Origin of the sequence: Acidovorax sp. K2F, assembly GCF_025246485.1 — a bacterium.
GTDB lineage: Bacteria > Pseudomonadota > Gammaproteobacteria > Burkholderiales > Burkholderiaceae_C > Acidovorax > Acidovorax delafieldii.
This window is the reverse complement of sequence record NZ_JAOBSQ010000049.1, coordinates 78,673-100,815: the sequence shown is the minus strand read 5'-3', so window position 1 is coordinate 100,815 and position 22,143 is coordinate 78,673. Positions and strand designations below refer to the sequence as shown.

Sequence of the window (22,143 nt, the reverse complement as noted above, 5' to 3'; positions counted from 1 at the left end):
ATCGTCAACGTCCCGCAGCGGCGGTGGCCAGCGCCGACAGGGTTTCGTCCAGGCGCGGCAGCTCGGCCGCCTTCATGCTGGCCTGGGCCTGCTGCAGGGTGGAGGCCACGTTCTGGGTGCGGCGCGATGCGGGGTCGAAATACTTGTTGAGCGCTGCGGTGGCCGCGGTCAGGTCGGCACGGGCCGACTCGAACTGGCGTGCCAGGATGCCCAGGCGTGCATTGAGCAGCTTGAACTTGAGGTTCTCGCGCAAAAAGAAGGTCTGCTCAGGGGCCAGCAAGATGGCTTCGGGCTGGTCGATGCGGCTCACGCGCACCAGGCTGCGGGCCTCGTCACGCACCACCTCCCAGCTACGCTGCAGGGCCGCTTGCCACCAGGCCAGGCCCTCGGTGGGGGCGGGGGCACTGCCAGGGGCTGCGGGGCCGGCGGACAGGCGCTTGGTCGAGGCGGCCTGGGCCACTGCATTGAGCACGGGCAGGTCGTCCACCTGGCGCACCAGGTCGTCCAGGCGGGCCAGCAGGCCGGCGGTGTCGGTCACGGTGGCGCGAGTCAGGCGGTCCAGGTCGCGGCCGATGGCGCGCTGCACGGGGGCCAGGCGGGGCTGGGCAGAGCGCTCGATGCGTTGGTTGGCGCTTTTGAGCGCTGCCACCAGCGGCTCCAGGCTGCCGGTGAGCTGGGCCTGTTGCTGCGCCAGGCGGATGGCCGACTCAATGTCCACCACCAGGTTTTCATCGCGCGAACGCGACAGGCTTTGCATGAGTTCTTCGAGCTGGCTGCGCTGCAGGGCCACCTCGCTCACGCGGGCTTCCGCCACCGAGAGGCGAGCCGCCGTGTCGCGCACCAGATCTTCGGCCTGGCGGGCCATGGTGCGGGCCTCGATGGCCAGGGCGCCCGAGTCGGCGGACTGCCGGGCCAGTTGTTCCTGGATGGCGCTGAGCTTTTGCCACAGCAGGCCGCTGCTCACCAATGCGGCCACCGCCACGGTGCCCAACAGTAAGGTCATGGCGCCACTGCGGCCGGTGGCAGCGGCTGGCGCAGCGGCCGAGGGGGCCGGGCTCACTGCCGGCGCGCCCACAGCGGCGGCCACAGGGGCTGCAGGGGGCGTGGAGGGCAGATCGTCGGGGGGCGCAGAACTCATGCGGCCGATTCTATCGAGGCCACCACATCTTCCAGCGCCGGACGGCATTCCCGCACGGTGCCAAAGCCCGCTGCGCGGGCCGCTTCGGCGATGCGCGGGTGGGTGGTCAGCGTCTGTGCTGCGCCCCAGTATTGGCCGGGCAGGGCCTCGGCCAGGTGGGCCACCGCCTCGGAGCTGCTCAGCAGCCAGACGGAGCTATCGTGCGCCGCCTGTTGCGCCAGCGCCACCTCCTGGGCCGTGAAGCGGGGCGCGCCGCGTTGGTAGGCCACCACAAACTCCACCTGACCGCCCTGCGCCTCGATCTGCTGGGCCAGCCACTCGCGGCCATTGCCCTGGGGCGATTCGTGTGCGCCCTGGGGTGTGGCGGAGCGGCCGCGCACGATCAGCACGCGGTCGCCAGGCCGCACCTGGGGGGCCACCTGGCGCCACAGCGCTTCCGAGTCGAACTGCGGCGCGTCGGGCGCGGGCTCATCGATGGCGCTGCGCGGTACGCCCGCCTGCTCCAGCGCGCGGGTGGTACCTGGGCCAGGTGCCCATGCTCTTGTTTTTGTAGCTGCCAGGGTATGAATATCCAGCGCTACAGGGTGATTTGACTCAAAGAAGTGCGCCACGGCGTTGCCGCTGACAAACATCAGGGCGCGGTAGTTGCCGATGTTGGCGCGGGCCAAGTCCAGCGCCTGTTGCAGGGCAGCGTCCGTGCAGGGACCAATCGCAATCAGGGGCAGCGCCACAGCCTGTATGCCGTGTGCGCCCAGTTGCGCCACCCAATGCGCCGCTTCGCGGGCAGGGCGTGTGACGATGACCCGGGGCGCTGAGGTGCCCATCTCAGGCTCTTAGGCCGGGGTGACGCCGCGCGCACCCCCAGCACGCAGGCGCTGCGCAATCGCGTCGCCCAGTGCTTCCGCTTGCGCCAGTGTGGTGACCGGGGCAGAGGCCTGGGCGCGCACCAGCGGTGCTTTGTCCTCGGGGTCGCCCCAGGCGGCGTCCAGCTGCAGCACGCCCTGGGTGAAGGTGCCGTGCGCTGCCAGGGGCATCGAGCAGCTGCCCCCCATGGCGCGGCTCACGGCGCGCTCGGCGGCCACGGTCAGCCAGGTGGTCTGGTGGGCCAGCGGTGCCAGCGCTTCGATCAGGTCTTGCCGGTCGCTGCGCACCTCGATGCCCAGCGCGCCCTGGCCTGCAGCAGGCAGCATGGCGCTGGGCTCGAACGTGGTGCGGATGCGGGCTTCCAGCCCCAGGCGCTTGAGGCCTGCGGCGGCCAGCACGATGGCGTCGTACTGGCCTTCGTCCAGCTTGCGCAGGCGGGTGTCGAGGTTGCCGCGCAGGGGCTCGATCTTCAGGTCAGGCCGCAGAGCCTGCAGCAGCACCTGGCGGCGCAGGCTCGACGTGCCCACCACGGCACCCTGCGGCAGGGCGTCCAGGTTCTCGTAGCGGGGGGAGACAAAGGCATCGCGCGGGTCTTCGCGCTCCATCACGCAGGCCAGGGCAAAGCCCTCGGGCAGCTCCATGGGCACGTCCTTGAGCGAATGCACGGCAATGTGGGCGCGGCCTTCTTCCAGCGCCACTTCCAGCTCTTTCACAAACAGGCCCTTGCCGCCCACCTTGCTGAGGGACTTGTCCAGAATCTGGTCGCCCTTGGTGGTCATGCCCAGCAGTTGCACGCTGTGGCCACGGGCTTCGAGCAGCGCTTTGACATGCTCGGCCTGCCACAGCGCAAGGCGACTTTCGCGGGTGGCGATGACGATGGGGGGCGTTGGCGAGGGGCTCAAGTTCGTAACCTGTTTGTAATTATTCAGCGGCGCAGGATGCTAGCATGCGCCCGCACTGGGGCTGGTGCGGCCTGCGGCCATGCGGGCTCAACGCGCCAGGCCATCCCACCCATCCCGGAGACTCCTGCATGAAACGATCCGACAAGGACCAGCCCCTGATTGATGACATCCGCCTGCTGGGCCGTATTCTGGGCGATGTGATCCGGGAGCAGGAGGGGGTGGAGGCTTATGAGCTGGTCGAGCAGGTCCGCAAGCTCTCCGTGGCCTTCCGCCGCGACGCCGACCAGGAGGCCGACCGCGCGCTCAAGAAGCTGCTCAAGTCCCTGTCGGGCGACCAGACGGTGAGCGTGATCCGCGCCTTCACCTATTTCAGCCACCTGGCCAACCTGGCCGAAGACCGCCACCACATCCGCCGCCGCGCTGTGCACGAGCGCGCAGGCGACACGCAAGAGGGCAGCATCGAGGTCGCCCTCTCGCGCCTGCGCTGGGCAGGCATTGCGCCCAAGACGATTTCGCAGACGCTGGCGGGCAGCTACGTGGCCCCCGTGCTCACGGCCCACCCCACCGAGGTGCAGCGCAAGAGCATTCTGGACGCCGAGCGCGACATCGCCCAGTTGTTGGCCACACGCGACGACATCCAGGTGCGCGCCCAGCTCTACAACAGTGCCAAGGACGCGCTCACCCCGCGCGAGCTGGCTGCCAACGAAGCCCTGCTGCGGGCCCGCGTGGCACAGTTGTGGCAGACGCGCCTGCTGCGCTACAGCAAGCTCACGGTGGCTGACGAGATCGAAAACGCGCTTTCTTATTACGAAGCCACCTTTCTGCGTGAGATCCCCAAGATTTATGCGGACCTGGAAAACGAGCTGGGCCAGTACCCTGTGCACAGCTTCTTGCGCATGGGCCAGTGGATTGGTGGCGACCGTGACGGCAATCCCAACGTCACCGCGCAGACCTTGCAATATGCCCTGAGCCGCCAGGCCGAAGTGGCCCTGCGCCACTACCTGACCGAGGTGCACTACCTGGGCGGCGAGCTGTCGCTGTCGGCCCGCCTGGTGCAGGTGTCGGCCGAGATGGAGGCCCTGGCCCAGCGCTCGCCCGACACCAACGAACACCGCGTGGACGAGCCCTACCGCCGTGCGCTGACTGGTATCTATGCGCGCCTTGCCGCATCGCTCAAGGATCTGACCGGTGGCGAAGCTGCGCGCCATGCCGTGGCGCCACAAAACGCCTATGCCAGTGCCGAGGAGTTCCTGGCCGACCTGCAGGTGATCGAGGCCTCGCTGCAGTCCCACCATGGCCAGGCCTTGGCTGCCGAGCGACTGCACCCGCTGATCCGCGCCGTGCAAGTGTTTGGCTTCCACCTGGCCACGGTGGACCTGCGCCAAAGCTCCGACAAGCATGAGGAGGTGGTGGCCGAGCTGCTGGCCAAGGCCCGTATCGAGCCCAACTATGCCAACCTGCAAGAGGCCGCCAAGCGCGCACTGCTGATCAAGCTGCTGAACGACGCGCGCCCGCTGCGCGTGGTAGGCGCCGAGTATTCCGCGCACGCCCAGGGCGAGCTGGCCATCTTTGAAACCGCCCGTGTGATGCGCGAGCGCTTCGGGCATGAGGCGATTCGCCACTACATCATCAGCCACACCGAAACGGTGAGCGACCTGCTGGAGGTGCTGCTGCTGCAAAAGGAAGTGGGGCTGATGAACGGCACGCTGGATGCCGAGTCGAAGAACCTCCTTATCGTGGTGCCCCTGTTCGAAACCATCGAAGACCTGCGCAATGCCGCGCCCATCATGCGCGAGTTCTATGCGCTGCCCGGTGTGGCAGCTCTGGTGCAGCGCAGCGGCGGCGAGCAGGACATCATGCTGGGCTACAGCGACAGCAACAAGGATGGCGGCATTTTCACCAGCAACTGGGAGCTGTACCGCGCCGAGATCGCCCTCGTCGAACTCTTCGATGAACTCGCCACCACCCACGGCATCCAGCTGCGCATGTTCCATGGCCGGGGCGGCACTGTCGGCCGTGGCGGTGGCCCCAGCTACCAGGCCATTCTGGCGCAGCCGCCCGGCACCGTGCGCGGCCAGATCCGTCTGACGGAGCAGGGCGAAGTCATCGCCTCCAAATACGCTAACCCCGAAATCGGCCGACGCAACCTGGAAACTCTGGTCGCCGCCACGCTCGAAGCCACCTTGCTGCAGCCCACCAAGCCCGCCACCAAGGCGTTTTTGGATGCTGCTGCGCAGCTCTCGCTGGCCAGCATGGGCAGCTACCGTGCGCTGGTGTACGAGACCCCGGGCTTTACCGACTACTTCTTCAACTCCACGCCCATCCGCGAGATCGCCGAGCTCAACATCGGCTCGCGCCCTGCCAGCCGCAAGGCCAGCCAGAAGATCGAAGACCTGCGCGCCATCCCCTGGGGCTTCAGCTGGGGCCAGTGCCGCCTCACGCTGCCCGGCTGGTTCGGTTTTGGCTCGGCTGTGGAAGCCTTCATCAACACCGAAGGCAAGGACCCCAAGGCCCAGCTGGCGCTGCTGCAGAAGATGTACCGCCAGTGGCCATTCTTCCGCACCCTGCTGTCCAACATGGACATGGTGCTGGCCAAGAGTGATCTGGCCCTGGCGTCACGCTACAGCGAACTCGTGACCGACGCGCGCCTGCGCAAGAAGGTGTTCACCAGCATCGAGGCCGAGTGGCACCGCACGGCCGATGCACTCACCCGCATCACGGGCGACAAGCAGCGCCTGACGCACAACACGGCGCTGGCGCGGTCCATCAAGCACCGCTTCCCGTACATTGATCCGCTGCACCACTTGCAGGTCGAGCTGGTGCGCCGCTGGCGCGCAGGGCAGGGCGACGAGCGGGTGCAGACCGGGATACACATCTCCATCAACGGGATTGCAGCGGGGCTGCGCAATACGGGCTGATCTGCGGGCACAGCGGTCCGAACACGCACTTTCCAGCCTGCTGCTATCGCGGGCACCCACAACAAAAAGGGCTCCCAATGGGAGCCCCGTTTGTTTGGCCAGTGTGGAACTGTGTGTCTAAAACACCTCCCATGGCAGCAGCATCCGCACCGCGCGAAGTGCCACCACCATGGGAAGTCCCGCAACTGCGTCAATCGGTCATGCGATTACATGGCGCTGAATTCGCCCGAAGGGATCTGGCCGGTGCGCAGAGCTTCGGCAGCCTGGGCACGCACGGCAGCACGGTCAGCGGTGGATTTATAGGTCACCACACGCGAGCCAGCAGGCTCGATGCTGCGTGTTTGTGCCACGGTAGCGGCTTCGGCAGCCACTTCAGCGCGGGTGCGGTTCGTGTCGAACTTCAGGGCAAATTGCGAGCCATCGGCTTCGTCTGCATGGGCACCAAAAGCGGCGAAAGCGGCAACAGCGGCGATGGAGAGGAAACGGGCGGTCTTGTTCATGATGAAAATCCTTGAAAGTTAAAAAGCGTCTCAAAAAAGCCGGGTCAAAAACCATTTCTGAACCGGGTTCGGTGAGTCGCCTTGCGGGTTCGGCTCATCGATGGGTTGAACTGTACGCCGATGGTGTTCAGGGAAAAACCACCCAGTCGCAAACTAACTGTTCCAGTATTGGAAACAATGACCAACGACAGTTGGGTGGCGCAGTTGCGCCCTGGTGTTCGGTAATTCGGGGAGCTGCATCTCTGGTGCGATGCCAGAGTCCACGTGTGGAAAGGTGCCGAGATCCGGACCGCACGAGCCGCAGTGACGGCGTTAGTGGCAGACACTGCGTGCTCGGTGGCCAAGTCGCTCAGTCGCCCAGCAACTCGCCCACGGCCTTCAGGTCTTCCACCCGGTCGCACACGGCCTTCACGGCCATCATCACCGGGATGCCCAGCAGCAGACCCCACAGGCCCCACAGCCAGCCCCAGGCCAGCACGCTGATGAACACGGCCACGGGGCTCATGCTGCTGGTGCGGCTGGTGAGCCACGGCGTGAGCAGGTTGCCGATCAGCGTGTGGATGACCAGCGAGGCACCGCCAATGGCCATGGCCATGTCGAGCGTGCCAAACTGCAAGAAAGCCACCAGGGCCGAGGCCCCTGTGACCAGCGCCGAGCCGATGTACGGCGCGAGGTTGAGCACGGCGGCCACCACGCCCCATACGGCGGCGTTTTCCAGCCCCAATGCCCAATAGGCCGCGCCGGTGGCCAGGCCGACCAGCACGCTGGTGAACACCTGCAGCAGCAGGTAACGCTGTATCTGCTGGGTGATGTCTTGCAGCACATGGATGGTGACCTTGCGCCGCTCCAGGCTGGTGCCCGCAATGCGCAGCAGCTTGTCTCGGAACAGGTTGCCCGAGGCGAGGGCAAAGTAGGTCAGGAACACCACCACCATCAGCTGCCCCAGCGCCGACATCAGGCCCATGGTGCCGCTCCAGAGGTAGTCGCGGATGTTGAAGGGCGGGCGCTCCACGATCACCCGCTGCACGCCCCGGCGGGGCGCTGCGCTGGCGGCGCTGTTTTCGTTGGCGGCCTGCTCGATCTGGGTGGCCGCCTTCTGCACAGTGTCCAGCGGACTGCTGCCACCCGCGCGTGCCTTGAGGTTGTCGCGGACCTTCTTGGCGGCGACAGGAACCGAGTCCACCAGCTGGGCCGCCCCGTCACTCAGCGACCAGGCCGTGCTGGCCAGCCCGGCGACGATGGCCACCAGCAACAAGCCCGCCCCCAGCGCCCGCGGCACATGCCACCGGGCCATCATCTCCACCGCTGGCCGGAGTGCAATGGTCAGCAGCAGGCTCAGCATGATCGGGATGAACACCGCACTGGCCCAGTGCAGCAGCGCCACGCTGGCGAACAGTGCCAGCAGGGCGAGGGAGAGGTTGCGCACGTCCACAGGCATGTGGAGCATGAGGGGCGCGTGAGGCGCTGGTGCTGAAACCGGAGGCGCAGGGACTGTGGGTGCGTCTGCGTGCGCGTCGGCGATTGGAGTGTGGCTGGCATCTGCTGCGACCTGGCTGGTCACCGCTTGGTCGGGGCTGCCATCGTCAACGGCGGCTGTCGTTGGGCTGGTGGGTGCGGAAGGAGCAGCAGAGGGCGCGGTCATGCGCGGATTGTGCGGCAGGCCGGGTACGTGCTTTGTAGGTGGCCATCCCAACGCCGGCGGCGTTGGCAAAGTGCGACGGAAAACGGGCTTTGTTCCCGCGATGGTGCTTTGCTGAGGCCATTAGGATGATGCGATGCAATTGGACGGCATCACAACATGACAAGGGGCGTGTGCGCATGAATCCTCAACACTCCCTCCCTGGGCGCGTACTCACGACGGCAGCACTGGCGGTGTTGCTGGGCGGATGCTCGTCGCTGGATGTTCCGCGTGCCGACAACTATCCGGCCACCGACCAGAAAAAAGCACGCGCCGTGCACCACTGGGATGTGTTGGCCGACGACGTGGCGGGCCGCATCGCGGGCAAGATCAGTGCCTGGCCAGCCGGCGAGTACCCCATCTACCTGGCGCCGAGCCCTGGCGACACCAGTTTCAACAACGGCTTTCGCAAGCTGCTCATCACGCGCCTGCTGGATCGCGGGGTCGTTTTGTCCACACAACCCACGGCGGTCACCCTCACGTTTGAGACCCAGGTGGTCCAGCACAATGCTCGCGTGCAAACCTGGGGGCCCATGCCCTGGACGCGTCTGGCGCTGGGCGTCGGTGTGGCGCGAGACTGGTATCTGTTCCGCCAGGGCGTCGGGTCGATGCTGGCGGGCGTTGCCACCCTTGGCGCGGTGACGGACCTCACGCAATACGCCATCGACGGATCTGCCGCAGGCGGGCCGACGCGCACAGAGGTGCTCATCACGACGTCACTCGAAAGCGGTGACCGCTATCTGGCGAGTACCGCAGACGTGTACTACGTCGAGCCCGATGATTCGCCGCTGTACAAAACGCAGTTACCACCGCCTCCGCCACCACCGCCCCCCCCACCCACCCCCGTTAAAACCTGGCGGGTGGTGGCACCATGATGCGCCGTTTCCATCCCGGCAAGCTCAGGTCCGCGTGGTGCTTGGGCATGGTGGTGGTGTCGGCCCTGGCGGTGCAGGGCTGCTCGACCAACCCGGTCCACAGCTATTACTACGGCAACAGTGCGGGTGGCGTGTCGCGCACCGACCTGATCGAGGTGAACGACCGGGCAACGGATGCCTTGCTCCTCAACGCGCCGCTGGACGCGAGCCAGCCGCTGTTGGTGGCCACCCTGGTCAATGTGGACCGGCTCAACGAGTCGTCGCGGCTGGGGCGCATCTTTTCGGAGCAGATCGCGGGACGCATGGTGCAGCGCGGGCTGCGCGTGACGGAAGTGAAGCTGCGCGACAACCTGGTGCTGCACCGCGAACAGGGCGAGTTGCTGCTGTCGCGCGAGGTGCGGGAAGTCAGCCAGGCGCAGAACGCGCAGGCCGTGGTCGTGGGCACGTACGCGGTGTCGGCCTCGGTGGTGTACATCAGCCTCAAGCTGGTGAACCCGGTGGGCAACCATGTGATGGCGGCGCACAACTATGCGGTGCCCGTGGACGAGAACGTGCGCACCTTGCTTGCGGGGCGTTGATGGCTGGCTCGGCGTTCTCCCTCGCACCACATTCCATCGGCAGACAGCAGACAGCAAAAAGGCCCCGAATAGGGCCTTATTTGTTTGCTATCTAATCAATAGCTAGAGCGGCAATATGCACTAGCGCATCGGGCGCTTTTGGCTCAAAAAACAAGCCAAGGTGTCAATGCAACATCAGCGCGCCGGCGGTCTTGCTCTTGCCGGCACGGGCGGGCGGGTTGCACAGGCCGCAGGTGAAATGGCGGTTTTCGTACAGCTCGGTCACGAACTGGCCGCTGCACTGGCTGCACTTGGTGCGGGTCAACATGCCGGCGTCCACGAATTTCACCAGGCGCCAGGCGCGGGTGAAGGACAGCAGGGGTTCGATCTCGGCCGTGGCGACTTGTTCGTTGTACAGGCGGTAGGCCTTGGTCAGCAGCTCCACCGAATCCAGGTCCACGCCCTTGGACAGGTACTCGTAGATGTTCAAAAACAGCGAGCTGTGGATGTTCTCTTGCCAGGTCAGGAACCAGTCGGTGGAGAAGGGCAGCTGGCCTTTGGAGGGCGACTTGCCCGCGATCTCCTTGTACAGGCGGATCAGGCGTTCATACGACAGCGTGGTCTCGGACTCCAGCACCTGCATGCGGGCGCCCATCTGGATCAGCATGGCTGCGCGTTCGATCTGCTTGGATTCATTCAGAACGCTTTTGACAGGGGCTTTGGCGGCGGCGGTGGTGGTGGAGGACATGGCGGGCTTTCGGTGAGAACTGGACAACGCTGCGGGCTAGTGCTTCAGAGCACTTCCGACACGCGGCTGGCCATCAGGATGTTGGCGTGCAGGGTGTTGGTGGCGTCGTTGCCCACCTTCTTGGCCGAGTGGTTGGTCAGCAAGCTCCACACCAGGTTGTCGTCCACGCGGAAGCTGCAAAGTAGCGTGTTGCGGGAGGCCAGTTTCATCACTTGCGCAGCCGACAGCGAAGCGAGAATATCGGCAGACTCTTCGTTCATGCCCAGGCGGAAAACTGCTTCGGCCTTGTCCTGACGGATCAGGGTTTGGGCCAGCATCAGGTAGGTGAGGTTGGCTTCGCGGATTTCAGCGAGGATTTGTTCGTTGGTCATGGCGGCTTCCTTTTTTCCAGTACCGGGTCTTGCGTTGCCTGCTGACTGCAGGTTTTGCGTGATCCGTTGAAATGGATTGTGAAACCGCCCCAATCAGAAATTAAGTCGGGGTTTGGCTGTGCCGCGTGTCTGGTTTCGCGGTGGGCTGTGTAGGAATTTGCCCTACACGCAGATCAGGCGCCGGCTGGCTTTTCAGGGGGCAGTGTCTGCTGCACTGACAGACACCCACCCCGGAATTCTGCTCATGGTTCTGATAGCGCCTGCAAAACCATCTTTTTTGCGCTTTTGCAACCGGCGGCGTTCGTTAGAACGTGTTCACGGTCTTTTCAGGGCCGCGTGGGAGTGCAATCGGGATGAGTGAATGCTTCGGATGCGCCGCATGGGCTCATGCCCATGCAAGCGGCCGGGGCGTCCAATCGCCCGATTTCACTCCAACCCTTTGGGCAAGCGCCTTGCCGGACGGTCTGCGGCGTTGCGGCGCTTGCCAATAGCACGTGCTATTGGCTGCGCACCGCGCCTTGCATCCCATCCCGGCAAGGTGCTTGCGCGGCCTTGAAAAGACCGTGAACACGTTCTTAGACGCCGCAGTGGGCGTTGTTCATCCTTTTTCGACCGGGCGCGTGGGGTCTGAACACCACTCGCTCCAGCTGCCCGCGAACAGCGCGGTGTGCCCCAGGCCGGCAATCTCCATGGCCAGCAGATTGGGGACGGCGCTCACACCGCTGCCACACTGGTGCACCACGGTCGCCGGGTCACGGCCCGCCAGCAGTGCGTCGAACTCTGCGCGCAGCGTGGCTGCGGGTTTGAAGCGGCCGTCGGCACCGATGTTTTCGGCAAAGGGTCGGTTGAGCGCGCCCGGAATGTGGCCGGCCACCGGGTCCAGCGGCTCCACCTCGCCCCGGTAGCGGGCGCCGGCGCGGGCATCGATCACGGTCTGGTCTGCGGGGCGCTGCAGGCGGGCCAGGACATCGCTGGCCGTGGCCAGCTGGCGCAAGGGCTCGTTCAGTGCAAAGTGGGACTGGAAGTGCGAGGGCTCTTCGCCGCTGTTTACTGCGCCCCCTGCGGCCTGCCAGGCCTGCAGCCCGCCGTCGAGCACGGCCACTGCGTCATGGCCCGCCCACTTGAGCATCCACCACAGGCGACCGCAGTAGTTGGCGCCCTGGCGGTCATAGACCACGGCCTGCATGTTGTTGGCAAAACCCACGCTGGACAGCCACATGGCAAAACGTTCGCGGCTGGGCAGCGGGTGGCGGCCGCCCGATGCGGGCTGGTCGGCCTCCTGCGCCGTCACAGTGCCGGTGGCGCCGGGCGCGCCGTGCTTGGCGCTCAGGTCGTTGTCCAGGTTGGCATACACGGCGCCGGGGATATGGGCTTGCGCATATTGCTGCGCGCCGGCGGTCGGTTGCATGAGTTCGAAGCTGCAGTCAAACACCATCAGCGGCGCACCGCTGGCGATGAGGGCTTGCAGATCGGGGGCGGAGATGAGCGTGGTGTAAGTGGTCATCGGCAGATCAGGTGCAAAGCAACCGGTAGGACGGGGAGGCCTCCATTGTGGCCATCCCGATGGGCTGTGTCCTCGCCAGCGCGCATGGGTTGTTGTATCGGTCAGTGTTCTTCGGCCGGTGCGCCGGGTGCGGCCCGGGCCCGCAAGATGGTGGCCACAATGCCGCTGCCCACGATGAGGACCATGCCGATCCAGCCGATGGGCGGAATCTTGTCGCCAAACAGGGCCACGCTGTAAATGCCAGCAAACACGATGCCTGAATATTGCAGGTTGGCAACCACCAGCGTGCCGCGCTGGGTCTTGGCGCTGGCGTAGGCGCGCGTCATGCACAGCTGGCCGCCCGCCGCCAGCACGCCGATGGGCAGCAGCCACAGCGCTTGCCAGCCCGGCCAGTCCGACATGCCGGTGAACAGCATGGCAAAGCCGCCCGCCACCGCGGAGCCCACCGCAAAGTAGAAGACGGTGCGCGACTCAGGCTCGCCCAGGCGCGACAGCGCCACCACCTGCATGTAGGCAAATGCGGCTGACAAGCCGGACATGAGGCCAATCATCCCGGCGAACGCCTGGTTCTGGTCCAGGCTGGGGCGCAGCATCAGCACCACGCCCACGAACCCGGTGAGCACCGTCAGCACCAGCGGACCTTGCAGTGCAGGCCGGGGCGTGGCGGCGGAGGGCCGCCAGGCCAGCAGCGTGCCGCCGACCAGGAAGGCCGCGATCCACACGCTGCTCATGTAGTTGAGTGTCATGGCGGTGGCCAGCGGCAGGTGCGCAATGGCGTAGAACCAGGCGCCCAGCGACGCCACCCCCACGAGGCTGCGCCAGGCGTGCATGCCGGGGTACCGCGTGGACAGCGTCACTTTTTGCGAGCGTGACAGCAGCCAGAGAATCAACATGCCGATGAGGCCCCGGTAACACACCAACTCAGCGGAATTGAAGAAGTCCGAGGCGATCTTGACGCACACGCCCATGCTGGCAAACAGGAACGCGGCCAACACCATCCAGAGGGCTTGCATCGGGTTGTGATCTCTTGAAGCGCGCCGTGGGGCGCAAAAATGAAAATAGCTGCCAGCGCTTATTTTTAAGCACTGGCAGCTATTGTAATGAGAGCAGACCACGGCGGGCCTGCAGATTGGCAGGGTTTTGCCGCCGTATTCAGCGGTTTGGCGTGGTCGGGTCGATGGTGTCCGAGCCCATCGCCTCACGGTACCACTCGTGGAAGTGCTGCATGCCATCTTCCATGGGGCTTTGGTAGGGGCCCACCTCGTTGTCGCCGCGTGCCATCAGGGCCTTGCGGCCCGCGTCCATGCGCTCGCCGATTTCGTCGTCCTCGATGCAGGTCTCCATGTAGGCGGCCTTCTGCGCCTCGACGAACTCGCGCTCGAACGCAGCGATTTCTTCGGGGTAGTAGAACTCCACCATGTTCAGCGTCTTGGTCGGGCTGATGGGGTGCAGCGTGGACACGGTGAGCACATGCGGATACCACTCCACCATGATGTGCGGGTACAGCGTGAGCCAGATGGCGCCATGCTTGGGCGGCTTGCCCTCGCGGTAGGCGAGCAAGGCTTCGTGCCAGCGTTCGTACACGGGGCTGCCGGCCTTGCCCAGGCGGTTGGCTACACCCACGGTCTGCACCGAATAGTTCTTGCCGAACTCCCAGCGCAGATCGTCGCAGGTGACAAAACTGCCCAGGCCCGGGTGGAAGGGGCCCACGTGGTAGTCCTCCAGATAGACCTCGATGAAGGTCTTCCAGTTGTAGTTGCACTCGTGCAGCTCCACGTGGTCGAGCACGTAGCCGTCAAAGTCCAGGTCGGCGCGTGGTCCCATCTGGGCGAGGTCGGCAGCCACGTCGTAGCCATTGTCTTCAAACAGCAGGCCGTTCCACTCGCGCAGCTTGTAGTTGTTCAGGTTCAGGCACGGGTCGTGCGCGAAATGCGGTGCGCCCAGCAGCTCGCCCTTGGGGTTGTACGTCCAGCGGTGCAGTGGGCACACGATGTTGCCGCCCGCGCTGCCCTTTTGCTGGGTGTTCAGCGAGCCTTTGCCCTTGAGCATGACCGCCTGCCGGTGGCGGCAGACGTTGGAGACCAGCTCGATACCGCCCTGGGCGTTGCGCACCAGCGCGCGGCCCTCGCCCTCCTGGGGCAGTGCGTAGTAGTCGCCCGCGTTGGGCACAGCCAATTGATGCCCCACATAGCGGGGCCCGCGCTGGAAGATGGTCTCCAGCTCGCGCTGGAACAGCGCATCATCAAAGTAGCTCGAAACTGGTAGTTGGCTTGCGGCCTGCTGCAGTTGAAGACTTAAATCAGACATGGGTGACCTGACCTAAAGACTCCCCACAGAGAGAGTGCGGGAGGTGCGCCCGTGAAGGCGCATCTGGAAAAAGAAAACCGGCTAGGGTGGGTAGCCGGCTCGACGGGAATGGGATTATAGGCGGTGGGGTTATTCCCGCACCCCCGCTACGTGAATAGAAAACACCGGTTCCGGAAAAATAGAGACCTCCCACGGATCGGCCACTGTCTGACACGGGCGCCACAGCGCTGCGCCTAAAATCACCGGTTTTTCACCCGCGCACTGCCGCCCCCTCCATGCCCAAGGCCCCCGCAACCCCTGCTCCTCCCGCCGAACCTGCCAGCTACGAGGCGGCCCTGGAGGAGCTGGAGCAACTCGTGGCCCGCATTGAATCGGGCCAGTTGCCGCTGGACCAGATGCTGGCTGGCTACCAGCGCGGCGCCGCCTTGCTGGCTTTTTGCCGCCACCGGCTCGATGCCGTGCAGGACCAGATCAAGGTGCTGGACGACGGCCAGCTGCAACCATGGAACCAGGAATGAGCGCATTGCCGATGACTTCCTCGACGGTGTTGAACCCACCCCTGGATACGAATCTCTGGAGCCAGAATCACCTCGGCCGTGTGGAGCAGGCGCTGTCCTTGTGGGTGGGCGACGGCGCTCCGGCAGGGCTGGGCGACGCCATGCGTTATGCCGTCCTGGACGGCGGAAAGCGCCTGCGGCCCTTGCTGGTGTTGGCTGCCTACGAGGCGGCGCGCAGCGGCACCTCGGACTCCGTGGCACCCGAGGGCGCGGCGGTTCAGGCAGCTCTGAACGAAGCTGCCCTGCGGGCCGCGTGCGCGGTGGAGCTGATCCACGCGTATTCGCTGGTCCACGACGACATGCCCTGCATGGACAACGACGTGCTGCGCCGTGGAAAACCCACGGTGCATGTGCAGTTTGGCGAAGCCCAGGCCCTGCTGGCGGGTGACGCGCTGCAGGCCTTTGCGTTTGAACTGCTGACCCCCGACAACACCCTGATCCCCGCTGCCACGCAGGCGGCTCTGTGCCGGCTGCTGGCGCGGGCTGCGGGCTCGGCCGGCATGGCGGGCGGTCAGGCGATTGACCTGGCCAGCGTGGGCGTGGCGCTGACCGAAGCGCAACTGCGCCAGATGCACCGTCTCAAGACAGGCGCCTTGCTCCAGGGCAGCGTGCTCATGGGGGCCCTGTGTGGCCACGCGGCGCCCACCGCCTACCAGGCCCTGTCAGACTATGGCGCTGCCATGGGGCTGGCGTTCCAGGTGGTGGACGACATCCTGGATGTGGTGGCGGACTCGGCCACCCTGGGGAAAACGGCGGGCAAGGACGCGGCCGCAGACAAACCCACCTACGTATCGTTGCTCGGTCTGGAGCGTGCGCAGGCCTACTCGCAGGAGCTGCTGGCCGAGGCCCATGCGGCCCTGGGTCGCAGTGGCTTGCCCGACACCCGTGCCCTGGCAGCCCTGGCGGACATGGTCGTGAGCCGCTCCCACTGAGCCCGGCCCTGGTCCCTGGCGACTCTCTCAATGTCCAAATGCCTGCTGGTGCTTGAATCTCTTGCGCTCGTAGCTATCAAAAGAATAGTCAATGTCCACGACACCCTTCCCCTTGCTGCAGACCATCAATGACCCGGCAGACCTGCGCCGGCTCTCGCGCGCGGACCTCAAGGTGCTGGCGACCGAGTTGCGCGAGTTCGTGCTGCAGAGCGTGTCGCAGACCGGTGGCCACCTCAGCTCCAACCTGGGCACGGTGGAGCTGACCGTGGCTTTGCACCATGTCTTCAACACCCCGGAAGACCGCCTGGTGTGGGATGTGGGCCACCAGACCTACCCGCACAAGATTCTGACCGGCCGCCGCGACCGCATGCACACGCTGCGCCAGATGGGCGGTATCTCGGGCTTTCCGCAACGGGCGGAGAGCATCTACGACACGTTTGGCACAGCGCATTCCAGCACCAGCATCTCGGCAGCCTTGGGCATGGCGCTGGCTGCAAAGCGCAAGGGCGACAACCGCCATGCCGTGGCCATCATTGGAGATGGCGCGATGAGTGCCGGTATGGCGTTCGAGGCGCTCAACAACGCGGGTGTGGCCGACTGCAACCTGCTGGTGGTGCTGAACGACAACGACATGAGCATCAGCCCGCCCGTGGGCGCGCTCAACCGCTATCTCGCGCAACTGATGAGTGGGCAGTTCTACGCCGCCGCCAAGAACGTGGGCAAGACCGTTTTGCGCCCCGTGCCGCCCCTGCTCGAATTTGCCAAGCGCTTCGAGCAACAGGCCAAGGGCATGGTGGTGCCCGCCACGCTGTTCGAGAAATTCGGCTTCAACTACATCGGCCCCATCGACGGGCACGACCTCGATTCGCTGATCCCTACGCTGGAGAACATCAAGAGCCTCAAGGGCCCACAGTTCCTGCACGTGGTCACCAAGAAGGGCCAGGGCTACAAGCTGGCCGAGGCCGACCCCGTGGCCTACCATGGCCCCGGAAAGTTCGATCCCTCCGTGGGCCTGACCAAGCCCGCCACGCCGCCCAAGCAGACCTTCACCCAGGTGTTCGGCCAGTGGCTGTGTGACATGGCGGCGCAGGACCCCCGCCTGGTGGGCATCACGCCCGCCATGCGCGAGGGCTCGGGCATGGTCGAGTTCGAAAAGCGCTTTCCGGACCGCTACTACGACGTGGGCATTGCCGAACAGCACGCTGTCACGTTCGCTGCGGGCATGGCCTGCGAGGGCGTGAAGCCCGTGGTGGCCATCTACTCCACGTTTTTGCAGCGTGGCTACGACCAGTTGATCCATGACGTGGCCTTGCAGAACCTGCCCGTGGTGTTTGCACTGGACCGTGCGGGCCTGGTGGGCGCCGACGGTGCCACGCACGCAGGCGCTTATGACATCCCGTTCGTGCGCTGCATTCCGAACATGAGCATGGCCTGCCCCGCCGACGAGCGCGAATGCCGCCAGTTGCTCAGCAGTGCGTTTGAACAGGACCACCCCGTGGCCGTGCGTTACCCGCGTGGTAGCGGCGCGGGTGTGGCGCCGCTGGCCGCGCTCGATGGCCTGCCGTTCGGCAAGGGCGAGATCCGCCGCGAGCGCAAGGGTGATGCGGGCGGCAAGGCGCCCCGCATTGCCATCCTGGCGTTTGGCACCTTGCTGTATCCCGCGCTCGAAGTGGGCGAGGCGATCGATGCCACCGTGGTCAACATGCGCTGGGCCAAGCCCATCGATGAGGCCTTGCTGCGCGAGGTGGCCGAGCGGCACGATGCCCTCGTGACGGTCGAAGAGGGCGCCATCATGGGTGGGGCGGGCAGCGCAGTGACCGAGGCACTCAACGCCATGGGCCTTGTGCGCCCCGTGTTGCAGCTCGGGCTGGCCGATGTCTTCATTGAGCATGGTGACCCGGCCAAGTTGCTGGCGTTGCAGGGGCTGGATGCAGCCGGCATTCGCGCATCGATTGCAGCGCGGTTTTTGCCCGGCAGCGCGGGCTAAAAGGCGGAGGGCTGCGGTCAGCGCAGTGCGTTGGCTTTTGGTTGCTGGGAGGGTCTTTGCACCGCTGTCGCGCAGATGCTTGCAGAACCCTGAAGGTGTGTGTTGGCGCCGGAATTTCGCGGGAAAACCCGCAAAAGTCCTGGGGGGCATGTTCCTACAATGGTCCCGGCTGAAACATGTCCTTGGTCGGCCGTGCACAACGCGTGCGCACCAAGTTTTGCAATCAATATATCGGAGAGAACCTCATGGATCGTCGTTCAATCATCAAGCATGCTGGCATTGCCGGTGTGCTGGCTGCAGGCGCTGCGCCCGCCGTCCACGCCCAGGCTGCCATTCGCTGGCGTCTGGCCTCCAGCTTCCCCAAGTCGCTGGACACCATTTATGGCGGCGCTGATGTGTTCTCCAAGGCCGTCAAGGCCATGTCGGGCGGCAAGTTTGAAATCTCCGTGCACGCTGGTGGCGAGCTGATGCCCCCCTTTGGTGTGGTGGATGGCGTGCAACAAGGCACCGTGGAAATGGCACACACCGTGCCTTACTACTTCTACGGCAAGAACCCCGCCTTCGCGCTGGGCTCGGCAGTGCCTTTCGGCTTCAATGCCCGCCAGATGAACGCCTGGATGTTGCATGGCAACGGCCGCAAGCTCATGAACGAGTTCTACGGCGGCTTCAACATGATCAGCTTCGCAGGTGGCAACACCGGCACGCAGATGGGTGGCTGGTTCCGCAAGGAAATCAAGTCGCCTGCCGACTTCAAGGGCATGAAGATGCGCCTGGGTGGCGGCCTGATCGGTGAAGTGATGCAGAAGCTGGGTGCTGTGCCTCAGAGCATCCCTGGTGGCGAAATTTACCAAGCCCTCGAAAAGGGCACACTGGATGCCGCCGAATGGGTGGGTCCGTATGATGACCAGAAGCTGGGCTTCAACAAAGTTGCTCCGTTCTACTACTACCCCGGCTGGTGGGAAGGTGGTCCTGAAGTGGACTTCTTCGTCAACCAGAAGGCGTTCGACGGCCTGTCGGCTGAGAACAAGGCCATCATCGAAGCCGCAACCAACGTGGCCCACGTGGACATGCTGGCCAAGTACGACGCGCTGAACCCCACGGCCCTGAAGCAGCTCGTGGCAGCCAAGACCAAGGTGCTGCCTTTCTCGCAAGCTGTGATGGACGCTTCGTTCAAGGCTTCGATGGAAGTGTTCGCCGAGAACGACGCCAAGAGCCCCGAGTGGAAGAAGATTTACGCCGACATGCGTGCCTTCCAGCGCGACCAGATCCTCTGGTTCCGCTTTGCAGAAGCCCGCTACGACACCTTCATGTCCGCACAGAAGATCTGATAGCCCGGCTGCGGTGCAAGCCGCAGGGCATGTCGATCAGAAAACCCGCCTGGTTCGCCTGGCGGGTTTTTTTGCGTCTGGTGGGTGGTATGGGGTGGGGTGCTCGGTCCCGCCGTACTGCGGGGCAGATGATGCCGCCGGGATGCCCGGCGATGTTCGGTCGGCTGGCGCTCAAGGTGTCGCCCTTGTTGATGTGATCGGCAGGTCTGCGTGATCCCTCGGCGCAAACGTTTCTGATGGGATACCAGGGGTGGTTGAGGCCATCGCTTCCCGTGGTGTGCGAAGTCCGTTTAGCGCCACAGGCAGACGCTTGCCAGCGGGTTAAGTGGTGCGAAGAAGCCAACGTCTCAACGCGTGGCGGTCGTTTTGCTGTAGGTCCTTAGGTTTTGGGGACGGCGACGTCGAGCCGTTCGTTGACGGTCCTGTCTTTGAGCACGCCCTGCAAGCCATAGGTCCATGAAAAAAGCCCCGGCAGATGACATCTGCCGGGGCTCTGGTTGCTTCAGGGGCTGGTCAACAGCCCTGTGCGGTTCGGATCACTTCTTCTCGTTGGCCAGCGAATCCTGCAGGGCCTTGAGTGGGTCGTCTGCAGCGGGGGCCGCAGTATCGCCAGGGGCAGCTCCAGCGCCTTCCATGCCAGCCGTGGGGTCGGTTGCCTCGGGGGCTCCGGCCGCGTCGGGCATGGTGGCTTCCATTTCCATACGGACCTTGTCCAGGTCATACACCTCGGCCTTGTCCAGGCCGCTGGAGACGATGCCTGGGAAGGCGATGATCAGGCCCACCATCATCAACTGGATGATCAGGAATGGGATGGCACCCCAGTAGATCTGCGGCGTGGTCACCGGCGCAATCATCTTCTTGGTGACCTTGTCGAGGTACTCCTTCGCCGGGGCCACGCTGCGCAGGTAGAACAGCGCGAAGCCGAACGGTGGGTGCATGAACGAGGTCTGCATGTTCACGGCCAGCAGCACGCCGAACCAGATCAGGTCGATGCCCAGCTTGTTGGCCACCGGGGCCAGCAGGGGCACCACGATGAAGGACAGCTCGAAGAAGTCCAGGAAGAACGCCAGGAAGAACACCATGATGTTCACGACGATCAGGAAGCCCAGCTGGCCACCGGGCAGGCCGGTCAGCAGGTGTTCCACCCACAGCGGGCCGTCCACGCCCTGGAAGGTCAGGCCGAACATGGTCGCGCCCACCAGGATGAACACCACAAAACACGACAGCTTGGTGGTGGTAGTTACGGCCTGCTTGAGCAGCGAAAGGCTCAGGCGACCACGGATGATGGCCATGATGCCTGCGCCCAGCGCGCCCATGGCGCCGCCTTCGGTGGGGGTTGCAACACCCAGGAAGATGGTGCCCAGCACCAGGAAGATCAGCAGCAGCGGGGGAATCAGCACGAACGTCACGCGTTCCGCAGCCTTGGACAGCAGGCCCAGGCGGGTGATCTTGTTGACGCTGGCGACCACGAAGGCCAGGGCCACGCCAAAGCACATGGCCACCACGATGGTTTCGTCCAGCGCCACGCGTTCCACTGCCTCGCCTGACCACCAGGTGTGCAGGGCGGCCATGTTCTTGGCCACATACATCGAGGCGGCCACGCAGATGCCCGTCAGCACCAGCAGGGAGGTCACACCGCTCTTGCCGTTGTCGTCGCGCAGCGTACGGGCTTCGGGCGGGATCGCAGGCACCCATTGGGGCTTGAAGATTGCCAGCAGGATGACGTACAGCGCATAGAAGCCGGTGAGCATCAAGCCGGGCAGGAAGGCGCCCTTGTACATGTCGCCCACGCTGCGGCCCATCTGGTCGGCAATGATGATCAGCACCAGCGACGGCGGAATGATCTGTGCCAGGGTTCCGGACGCGGCAATCACGCCCGCAGCCAGTCGGCGGTCATAGCCGTAGCGCAGCATGATGGGCAGCGAGATCAGGCCCATCGAGATCACCGACGCAGCCACCACGCCAGTGGTGGCTGCCAGCAGCGCACCCACAAAGATCACGGCCAGTGCCAGGCCACCCCGGATGGGGCCAAACAGCTGACCAATGGTGTCCAGCAGGTCTTCCGCCATCCCGCTTCGCTCCAATATGAGCCCCATGAGCGTGAAGAACGGAATGGCCAGCAGGGTGTCGTTCTGCATGATGCCGAAGATGCGCAGCGGCACGGCCTGCAGCAGCGCTTCGGGAAGTACGTTCAATTCAATGCCGATAAAGGCGAAGAAAAGTCCACAGGCGCCCAGACTGAATGCGACCGGGAAGCCCACCAGCAAGAAGCAGATGAGCCCCGCGAACATGATGGGGGCGAGGTTATGGGTCAAAAATTCCATGGTGTGTGCTCCGCTTGGTAGGGCCGCTCAGTGAGCCTCGGCCTTGTTCTTGCCGTTGCCCTTGGCGGCTTCGGCCAGGTTGCGGATGGATTCAGCCAGTTCTTCCTCGGCCGTCTTTTCGACCTTCTTGACCGTCGGATCTTCGATCAGGCCTTGCAGGAAGCCCAGGCGCTTGATGAGTTCAGAAATTCCTTGCAGCCACAGCAGCGTGAAGCCCAGGGGCATCATCAGGTACACGGGCCAGCGGATCAGGCCACCTGCGTTGTTCGACATTTCGCCCGATGCCAGTGCGCGCGTGAAGAACGGAACCCCATACCAGAGCACGGCCAGGCACATGGGGGTGAGAAAGACGATGTAGCCGAATACGTCGATCCAGATCTGCGTGCGCTTGGAAAAGCGGCTCGAGATCACATCGACCTTCACATGCTCGCCTTGCAGCAGCGTGTAGCCAGCTGCCAGCAGGAACGACGCAGCGAACAGGTACCACTGCACTTCCAGGAAGGCATTGGAGCTGATGTTGAACGCCTTGCGCACCACGGCGTTCACGCCGCTGATGACCGTGGAGGCCAGGATCAGCCAGACCACGTACTTGCCGACCTGGGTGTTAATCCAGTCGATCCCTCTTGATAACTTCAATAGAGCCTGCATGGTGT

19 protein-coding genes are annotated in these 22,143 nt (G+C 64.7%); 7 read left to right on the top strand and 12 right to left on the bottom strand.

Annotated features, from left to right (window positions below; genetic code table 11):
• Nucleotides 1-4 precede the first annotated feature (4 nt).
• The 3 genes from N4G42_RS18395 to hemC are packed head-to-tail and all read right to left on the bottom strand — an operon-like array spanning nucleotide 5 to nucleotide 2,904.
• Nucleotides 5-1,138 (bottom strand): uroporphyrinogen-III C-methyltransferase, encoded by a 1,134-nt coding sequence (locus N4G42_RS18395; protein ID WP_260668200.1) that lies wholly within the window; start codon nucleotides 1,136-1,138, stop codon nucleotides 5-7.
• Nucleotides 1,135-1,962 carry a uroporphyrinogen-III synthase gene (locus N4G42_RS18390; protein WP_260668199.1) on the bottom strand — a complete coding sequence of 276 codons (828 nt, stop codon included), beginning with the start codon at nucleotides 1,960-1,962 and terminating at the stop codon, nucleotides 1,135-1,137. The genes N4G42_RS18395 and N4G42_RS18390 overlap by 4 nt, the downstream gene beginning before the upstream one ends.
• A 9-nt stretch (nucleotides 1,963-1,971) precedes the next feature.
• The gene (gene hemC / locus N4G42_RS18385; RefSeq protein ID WP_260668198.1) at nucleotides 1,972-2,904 is read right to left on the bottom strand and encodes a hydroxymethylbilane synthase; all 933 of its coding nucleotides are present in this window, start codon (nucleotides 2,902-2,904) and stop codon (nucleotides 1,972-1,974) included.
• Nucleotides 2,905-3,032: 128 nt separating this feature from the next.
• Between hemC and ppc the strand changes: the two genes are divergently transcribed.
• Nucleotides 3,033-5,822: a phosphoenolpyruvate carboxylase gene (gene ppc / locus N4G42_RS18380; RefSeq protein ID WP_056748236.1), complete on the top strand. Its 2,790-nt coding sequence runs from the start codon at nucleotides 3,033-3,035 to the stop codon at nucleotides 5,820-5,822.
• Nucleotides 5,823-6,028: 206 nt separating this feature from the next.
• On the opposite strand, the gene N4G42_RS18375 is transcribed toward ppc, so the two are convergent.
• A complete protein-coding gene (locus tag N4G42_RS18375; protein ID WP_260668197.1) occupies nucleotides 6,029-6,322 on the bottom strand; it encodes a DUF4148 domain-containing protein in 294 nt (97 codons plus the stop codon).
• Nucleotides 6,323-6,671: 349 nt separating this feature from the next.
• Nucleotides 6,672-7,964, bottom strand: coding sequence for an AI-2E family transporter (locus N4G42_RS18370; RefSeq protein WP_056066850.1), 1,293 nt, complete (start codon nucleotides 7,962-7,964; stop codon nucleotides 6,672-6,674).
• 176 nt (nucleotides 7,965-8,140) lie between these two features.
• Here N4G42_RS18370 and N4G42_RS18365 point away from each other — a divergent pair, with 176 nt between their 5' ends.
• Nucleotides 8,141-8,875 (top strand): hypothetical protein, encoded by a 735-nt coding sequence (locus N4G42_RS18365; protein ID WP_260668195.1) that lies wholly within the window; start codon nucleotides 8,141-8,143, stop codon nucleotides 8,873-8,875.
• Nucleotides 8,872-9,453, top strand: coding sequence for a FlgO family outer membrane protein (locus N4G42_RS18360; protein WP_056066854.1), 582 nt, complete (start codon nucleotides 8,872-8,874; stop codon nucleotides 9,451-9,453). Before N4G42_RS18365 ends, N4G42_RS18360 begins: the two co-directional genes overlap by 4 nt.
• Before the next feature lie 163 nt (nucleotides 9,454-9,616).
• Here the strand turns inward: N4G42_RS18360 and flhC are convergent, their stop codons facing one another.
• From flhC to N4G42_RS18335, 5 genes are all read right to left on the bottom strand, one after another.
• Nucleotides 9,617-10,180: a flagellar transcriptional regulator FlhC gene (gene flhC / locus N4G42_RS18355; RefSeq protein ID WP_015015271.1), complete on the bottom strand. Its 564-nt coding sequence runs from the start codon at nucleotides 10,178-10,180 to the stop codon at nucleotides 9,617-9,619.
• A 44-nt stretch (nucleotides 10,181-10,224) separates the two neighbouring features.
• Nucleotides 10,225-10,551: a flagellar transcriptional regulator FlhD gene (flhD, locus tag N4G42_RS18350; RefSeq protein ID WP_015015270.1), complete on the bottom strand. Its 327-nt coding sequence runs from the start codon at nucleotides 10,549-10,551 to the stop codon at nucleotides 10,225-10,227.
• A 598-nt stretch (nucleotides 10,552-11,149) separates the two neighbouring features.
• Entirely contained in the window at nucleotides 11,150-12,055 is a 906-nt protein-coding gene (locus N4G42_RS18345; protein WP_108498241.1) for a sulfurtransferase, read from the bottom strand.
• 101 nt (nucleotides 12,056-12,156) lie between these two features.
• Nucleotides 12,157-13,068, bottom strand: a complete 912-nt coding sequence (locus N4G42_RS18340; protein WP_108498242.1) for a DMT family transporter — start codon at nucleotides 13,066-13,068, stop codon at nucleotides 12,157-12,159.
• 139 nt (nucleotides 13,069-13,207) lie between these two features.
• Nucleotides 13,208-14,362: an aromatic ring-hydroxylating oxygenase subunit alpha gene (locus N4G42_RS18335; RefSeq protein WP_056748219.1), complete on the bottom strand. Its 1,155-nt coding sequence runs from the start codon at nucleotides 14,360-14,362 to the stop codon at nucleotides 13,208-13,210.
• Between the two features lie 275 nt (nucleotides 14,363-14,637).
• Here N4G42_RS18335 and xseB point away from each other — a divergent pair, with 275 nt between their 5' ends.
• The 4 genes from xseB (at nucleotide 14,638) to N4G42_RS18315 (ending at nucleotide 19,166) form a co-directional block, all read left to right on the top strand.
• A complete protein-coding gene (gene xseB, locus N4G42_RS18330; protein WP_056066864.1) occupies nucleotides 14,638-14,880 on the top strand; it encodes an exodeoxyribonuclease VII small subunit in 243 nt (80 codons plus the stop codon).
• Nucleotides 14,877-15,851 carry a polyprenyl synthetase family protein gene (locus N4G42_RS18325; RefSeq protein WP_260668194.1) on the top strand — a complete coding sequence of 325 codons (975 nt, stop codon included), beginning with the start codon at nucleotides 14,877-14,879 and terminating at the stop codon, nucleotides 15,849-15,851. Before xseB ends, N4G42_RS18325 begins: the two co-directional genes overlap by 4 nt.
• A 91-nt stretch (nucleotides 15,852-15,942) precedes the next feature.
• Nucleotides 15,943-17,838, top strand: a complete 1,896-nt coding sequence (dxs, locus tag N4G42_RS18320; RefSeq protein WP_260668193.1) for a 1-deoxy-D-xylulose-5-phosphate synthase — start codon at nucleotides 15,943-15,945, stop codon at nucleotides 17,836-17,838.
• Between the two features lie 245 nt (nucleotides 17,839-18,083).
• Complete coding sequence (locus N4G42_RS18315) at nucleotides 18,084-19,166, top strand: TRAP transporter substrate-binding protein (RefSeq protein WP_015015263.1); 1,083 nt, start codon at nucleotides 18,084-18,086, stop codon at nucleotides 19,164-19,166.
• Between the two features lie 536 nt (nucleotides 19,167-19,702).
• Here the strand turns inward: N4G42_RS18315 and N4G42_RS18310 are convergent.
• Nucleotides 19,703-21,490, bottom strand: coding sequence for a TRAP transporter large permease subunit (locus tag N4G42_RS18310; RefSeq protein ID WP_099730915.1), 1,788 nt, complete (start codon nucleotides 21,488-21,490; stop codon nucleotides 19,703-19,705).
• Nucleotides 21,491-21,517: 27 nt separating this feature from the next.
• Nucleotides 21,518-22,138: a TRAP transporter small permease subunit gene (locus N4G42_RS18305; protein ID WP_056748212.1), complete on the bottom strand. Its 621-nt coding sequence runs from the start codon at nucleotides 22,136-22,138 to the stop codon at nucleotides 21,518-21,520.
• Nucleotides 22,139-22,143: the final 5 nt, after the last annotated feature.

Coding starts and splice junctions, on each gene's coding strand:
- N4G42_RS18395 (WP_260668200.1), bottom strand. CDS start 1,138: ATGAGTTCTGCGCCCCCCGACGATCTGCCCTCCACGCCCCCTGCAGCC.
- N4G42_RS18390 (WP_260668199.1), bottom strand. CDS start 1,962: ATGGGCACCTCAGCGCCCCGGGTCATCGTCACACGCCCTGCCCGCGAA.
- ppc (WP_056748236.1), top strand. CDS start 3,033: ATGAAACGATCCGACAAGGACCAGCCCCTGATTGATGACATCCGCCTG.
- N4G42_RS18375 (WP_260668197.1), bottom strand. CDS start 6,322: ATGAACAAGACCGCCCGTTTCCTCTCCATCGCCGCTGTTGCCGCTTTC.
- N4G42_RS18370 (WP_056066850.1), bottom strand. CDS start 7,964: ATGACCGCGCCCTCTGCTGCTCCTTCCGCACCCACCAGCCCAACGACA.
- N4G42_RS18365 (WP_260668195.1), top strand. CDS start 8,141: ATGAATCCTCAACACTCCCTCCCTGGGCGCGTACTCACGACGGCAGCA.
- N4G42_RS18360 (WP_056066854.1), top strand. CDS start 8,872: ATGATGCGCCGTTTCCATCCCGGCAAGCTCAGGTCCGCGTGGTGCTTG.
- flhC (WP_015015271.1), bottom strand. CDS start 10,180: ATGTCCTCCACCACCACCGCCGCCGCCAAAGCCCCTGTCAAAAGCGTT.
- flhD (WP_015015270.1), bottom strand. CDS start 10,551: ATGACCAACGAACAAATCCTCGCTGAAATCCGCGAAGCCAACCTCACC.
- N4G42_RS18345 (WP_108498241.1), bottom strand. CDS start 12,055: ATGACCACTTACACCACGCTCATCTCCGCCCCCGATCTGCAAGCCCTC.
- N4G42_RS18340 (WP_108498242.1), bottom strand. CDS start 13,068: ATGCAAGCCCTCTGGATGGTGTTGGCCGCGTTCCTGTTTGCCAGCATG.
- N4G42_RS18335 (WP_056748219.1), bottom strand. CDS start 14,362: ATGTCTGATTTAAGTCTTCAACTGCAGCAGGCCGCAAGCCAACTACCA.
- xseB (WP_056066864.1), top strand. CDS start 14,638: ATGCCCAAGGCCCCCGCAACCCCTGCTCCTCCCGCCGAACCTGCCAGC.
- N4G42_RS18325 (WP_260668194.1), top strand. CDS start 14,877: ATGAGCGCATTGCCGATGACTTCCTCGACGGTGTTGAACCCACCCCTG.
- dxs (WP_260668193.1), top strand. CDS start 15,943: ATGTCCACGACACCCTTCCCCTTGCTGCAGACCATCAATGACCCGGCA.
- N4G42_RS18315 (WP_015015263.1), top strand. CDS start 18,084: ATGGATCGTCGTTCAATCATCAAGCATGCTGGCATTGCCGGTGTGCTG.
- N4G42_RS18310 (WP_099730915.1), bottom strand. CDS start 21,490: ATGGAATTTTTGACCCATAACCTCGCCCCCATCATGTTCGCGGGGCTC.
- N4G42_RS18305 (WP_056748212.1), bottom strand. CDS start 22,138: ATGCAGGCTCTATTGAAGTTATCAAGAGGGATCGACTGGATTAACACC.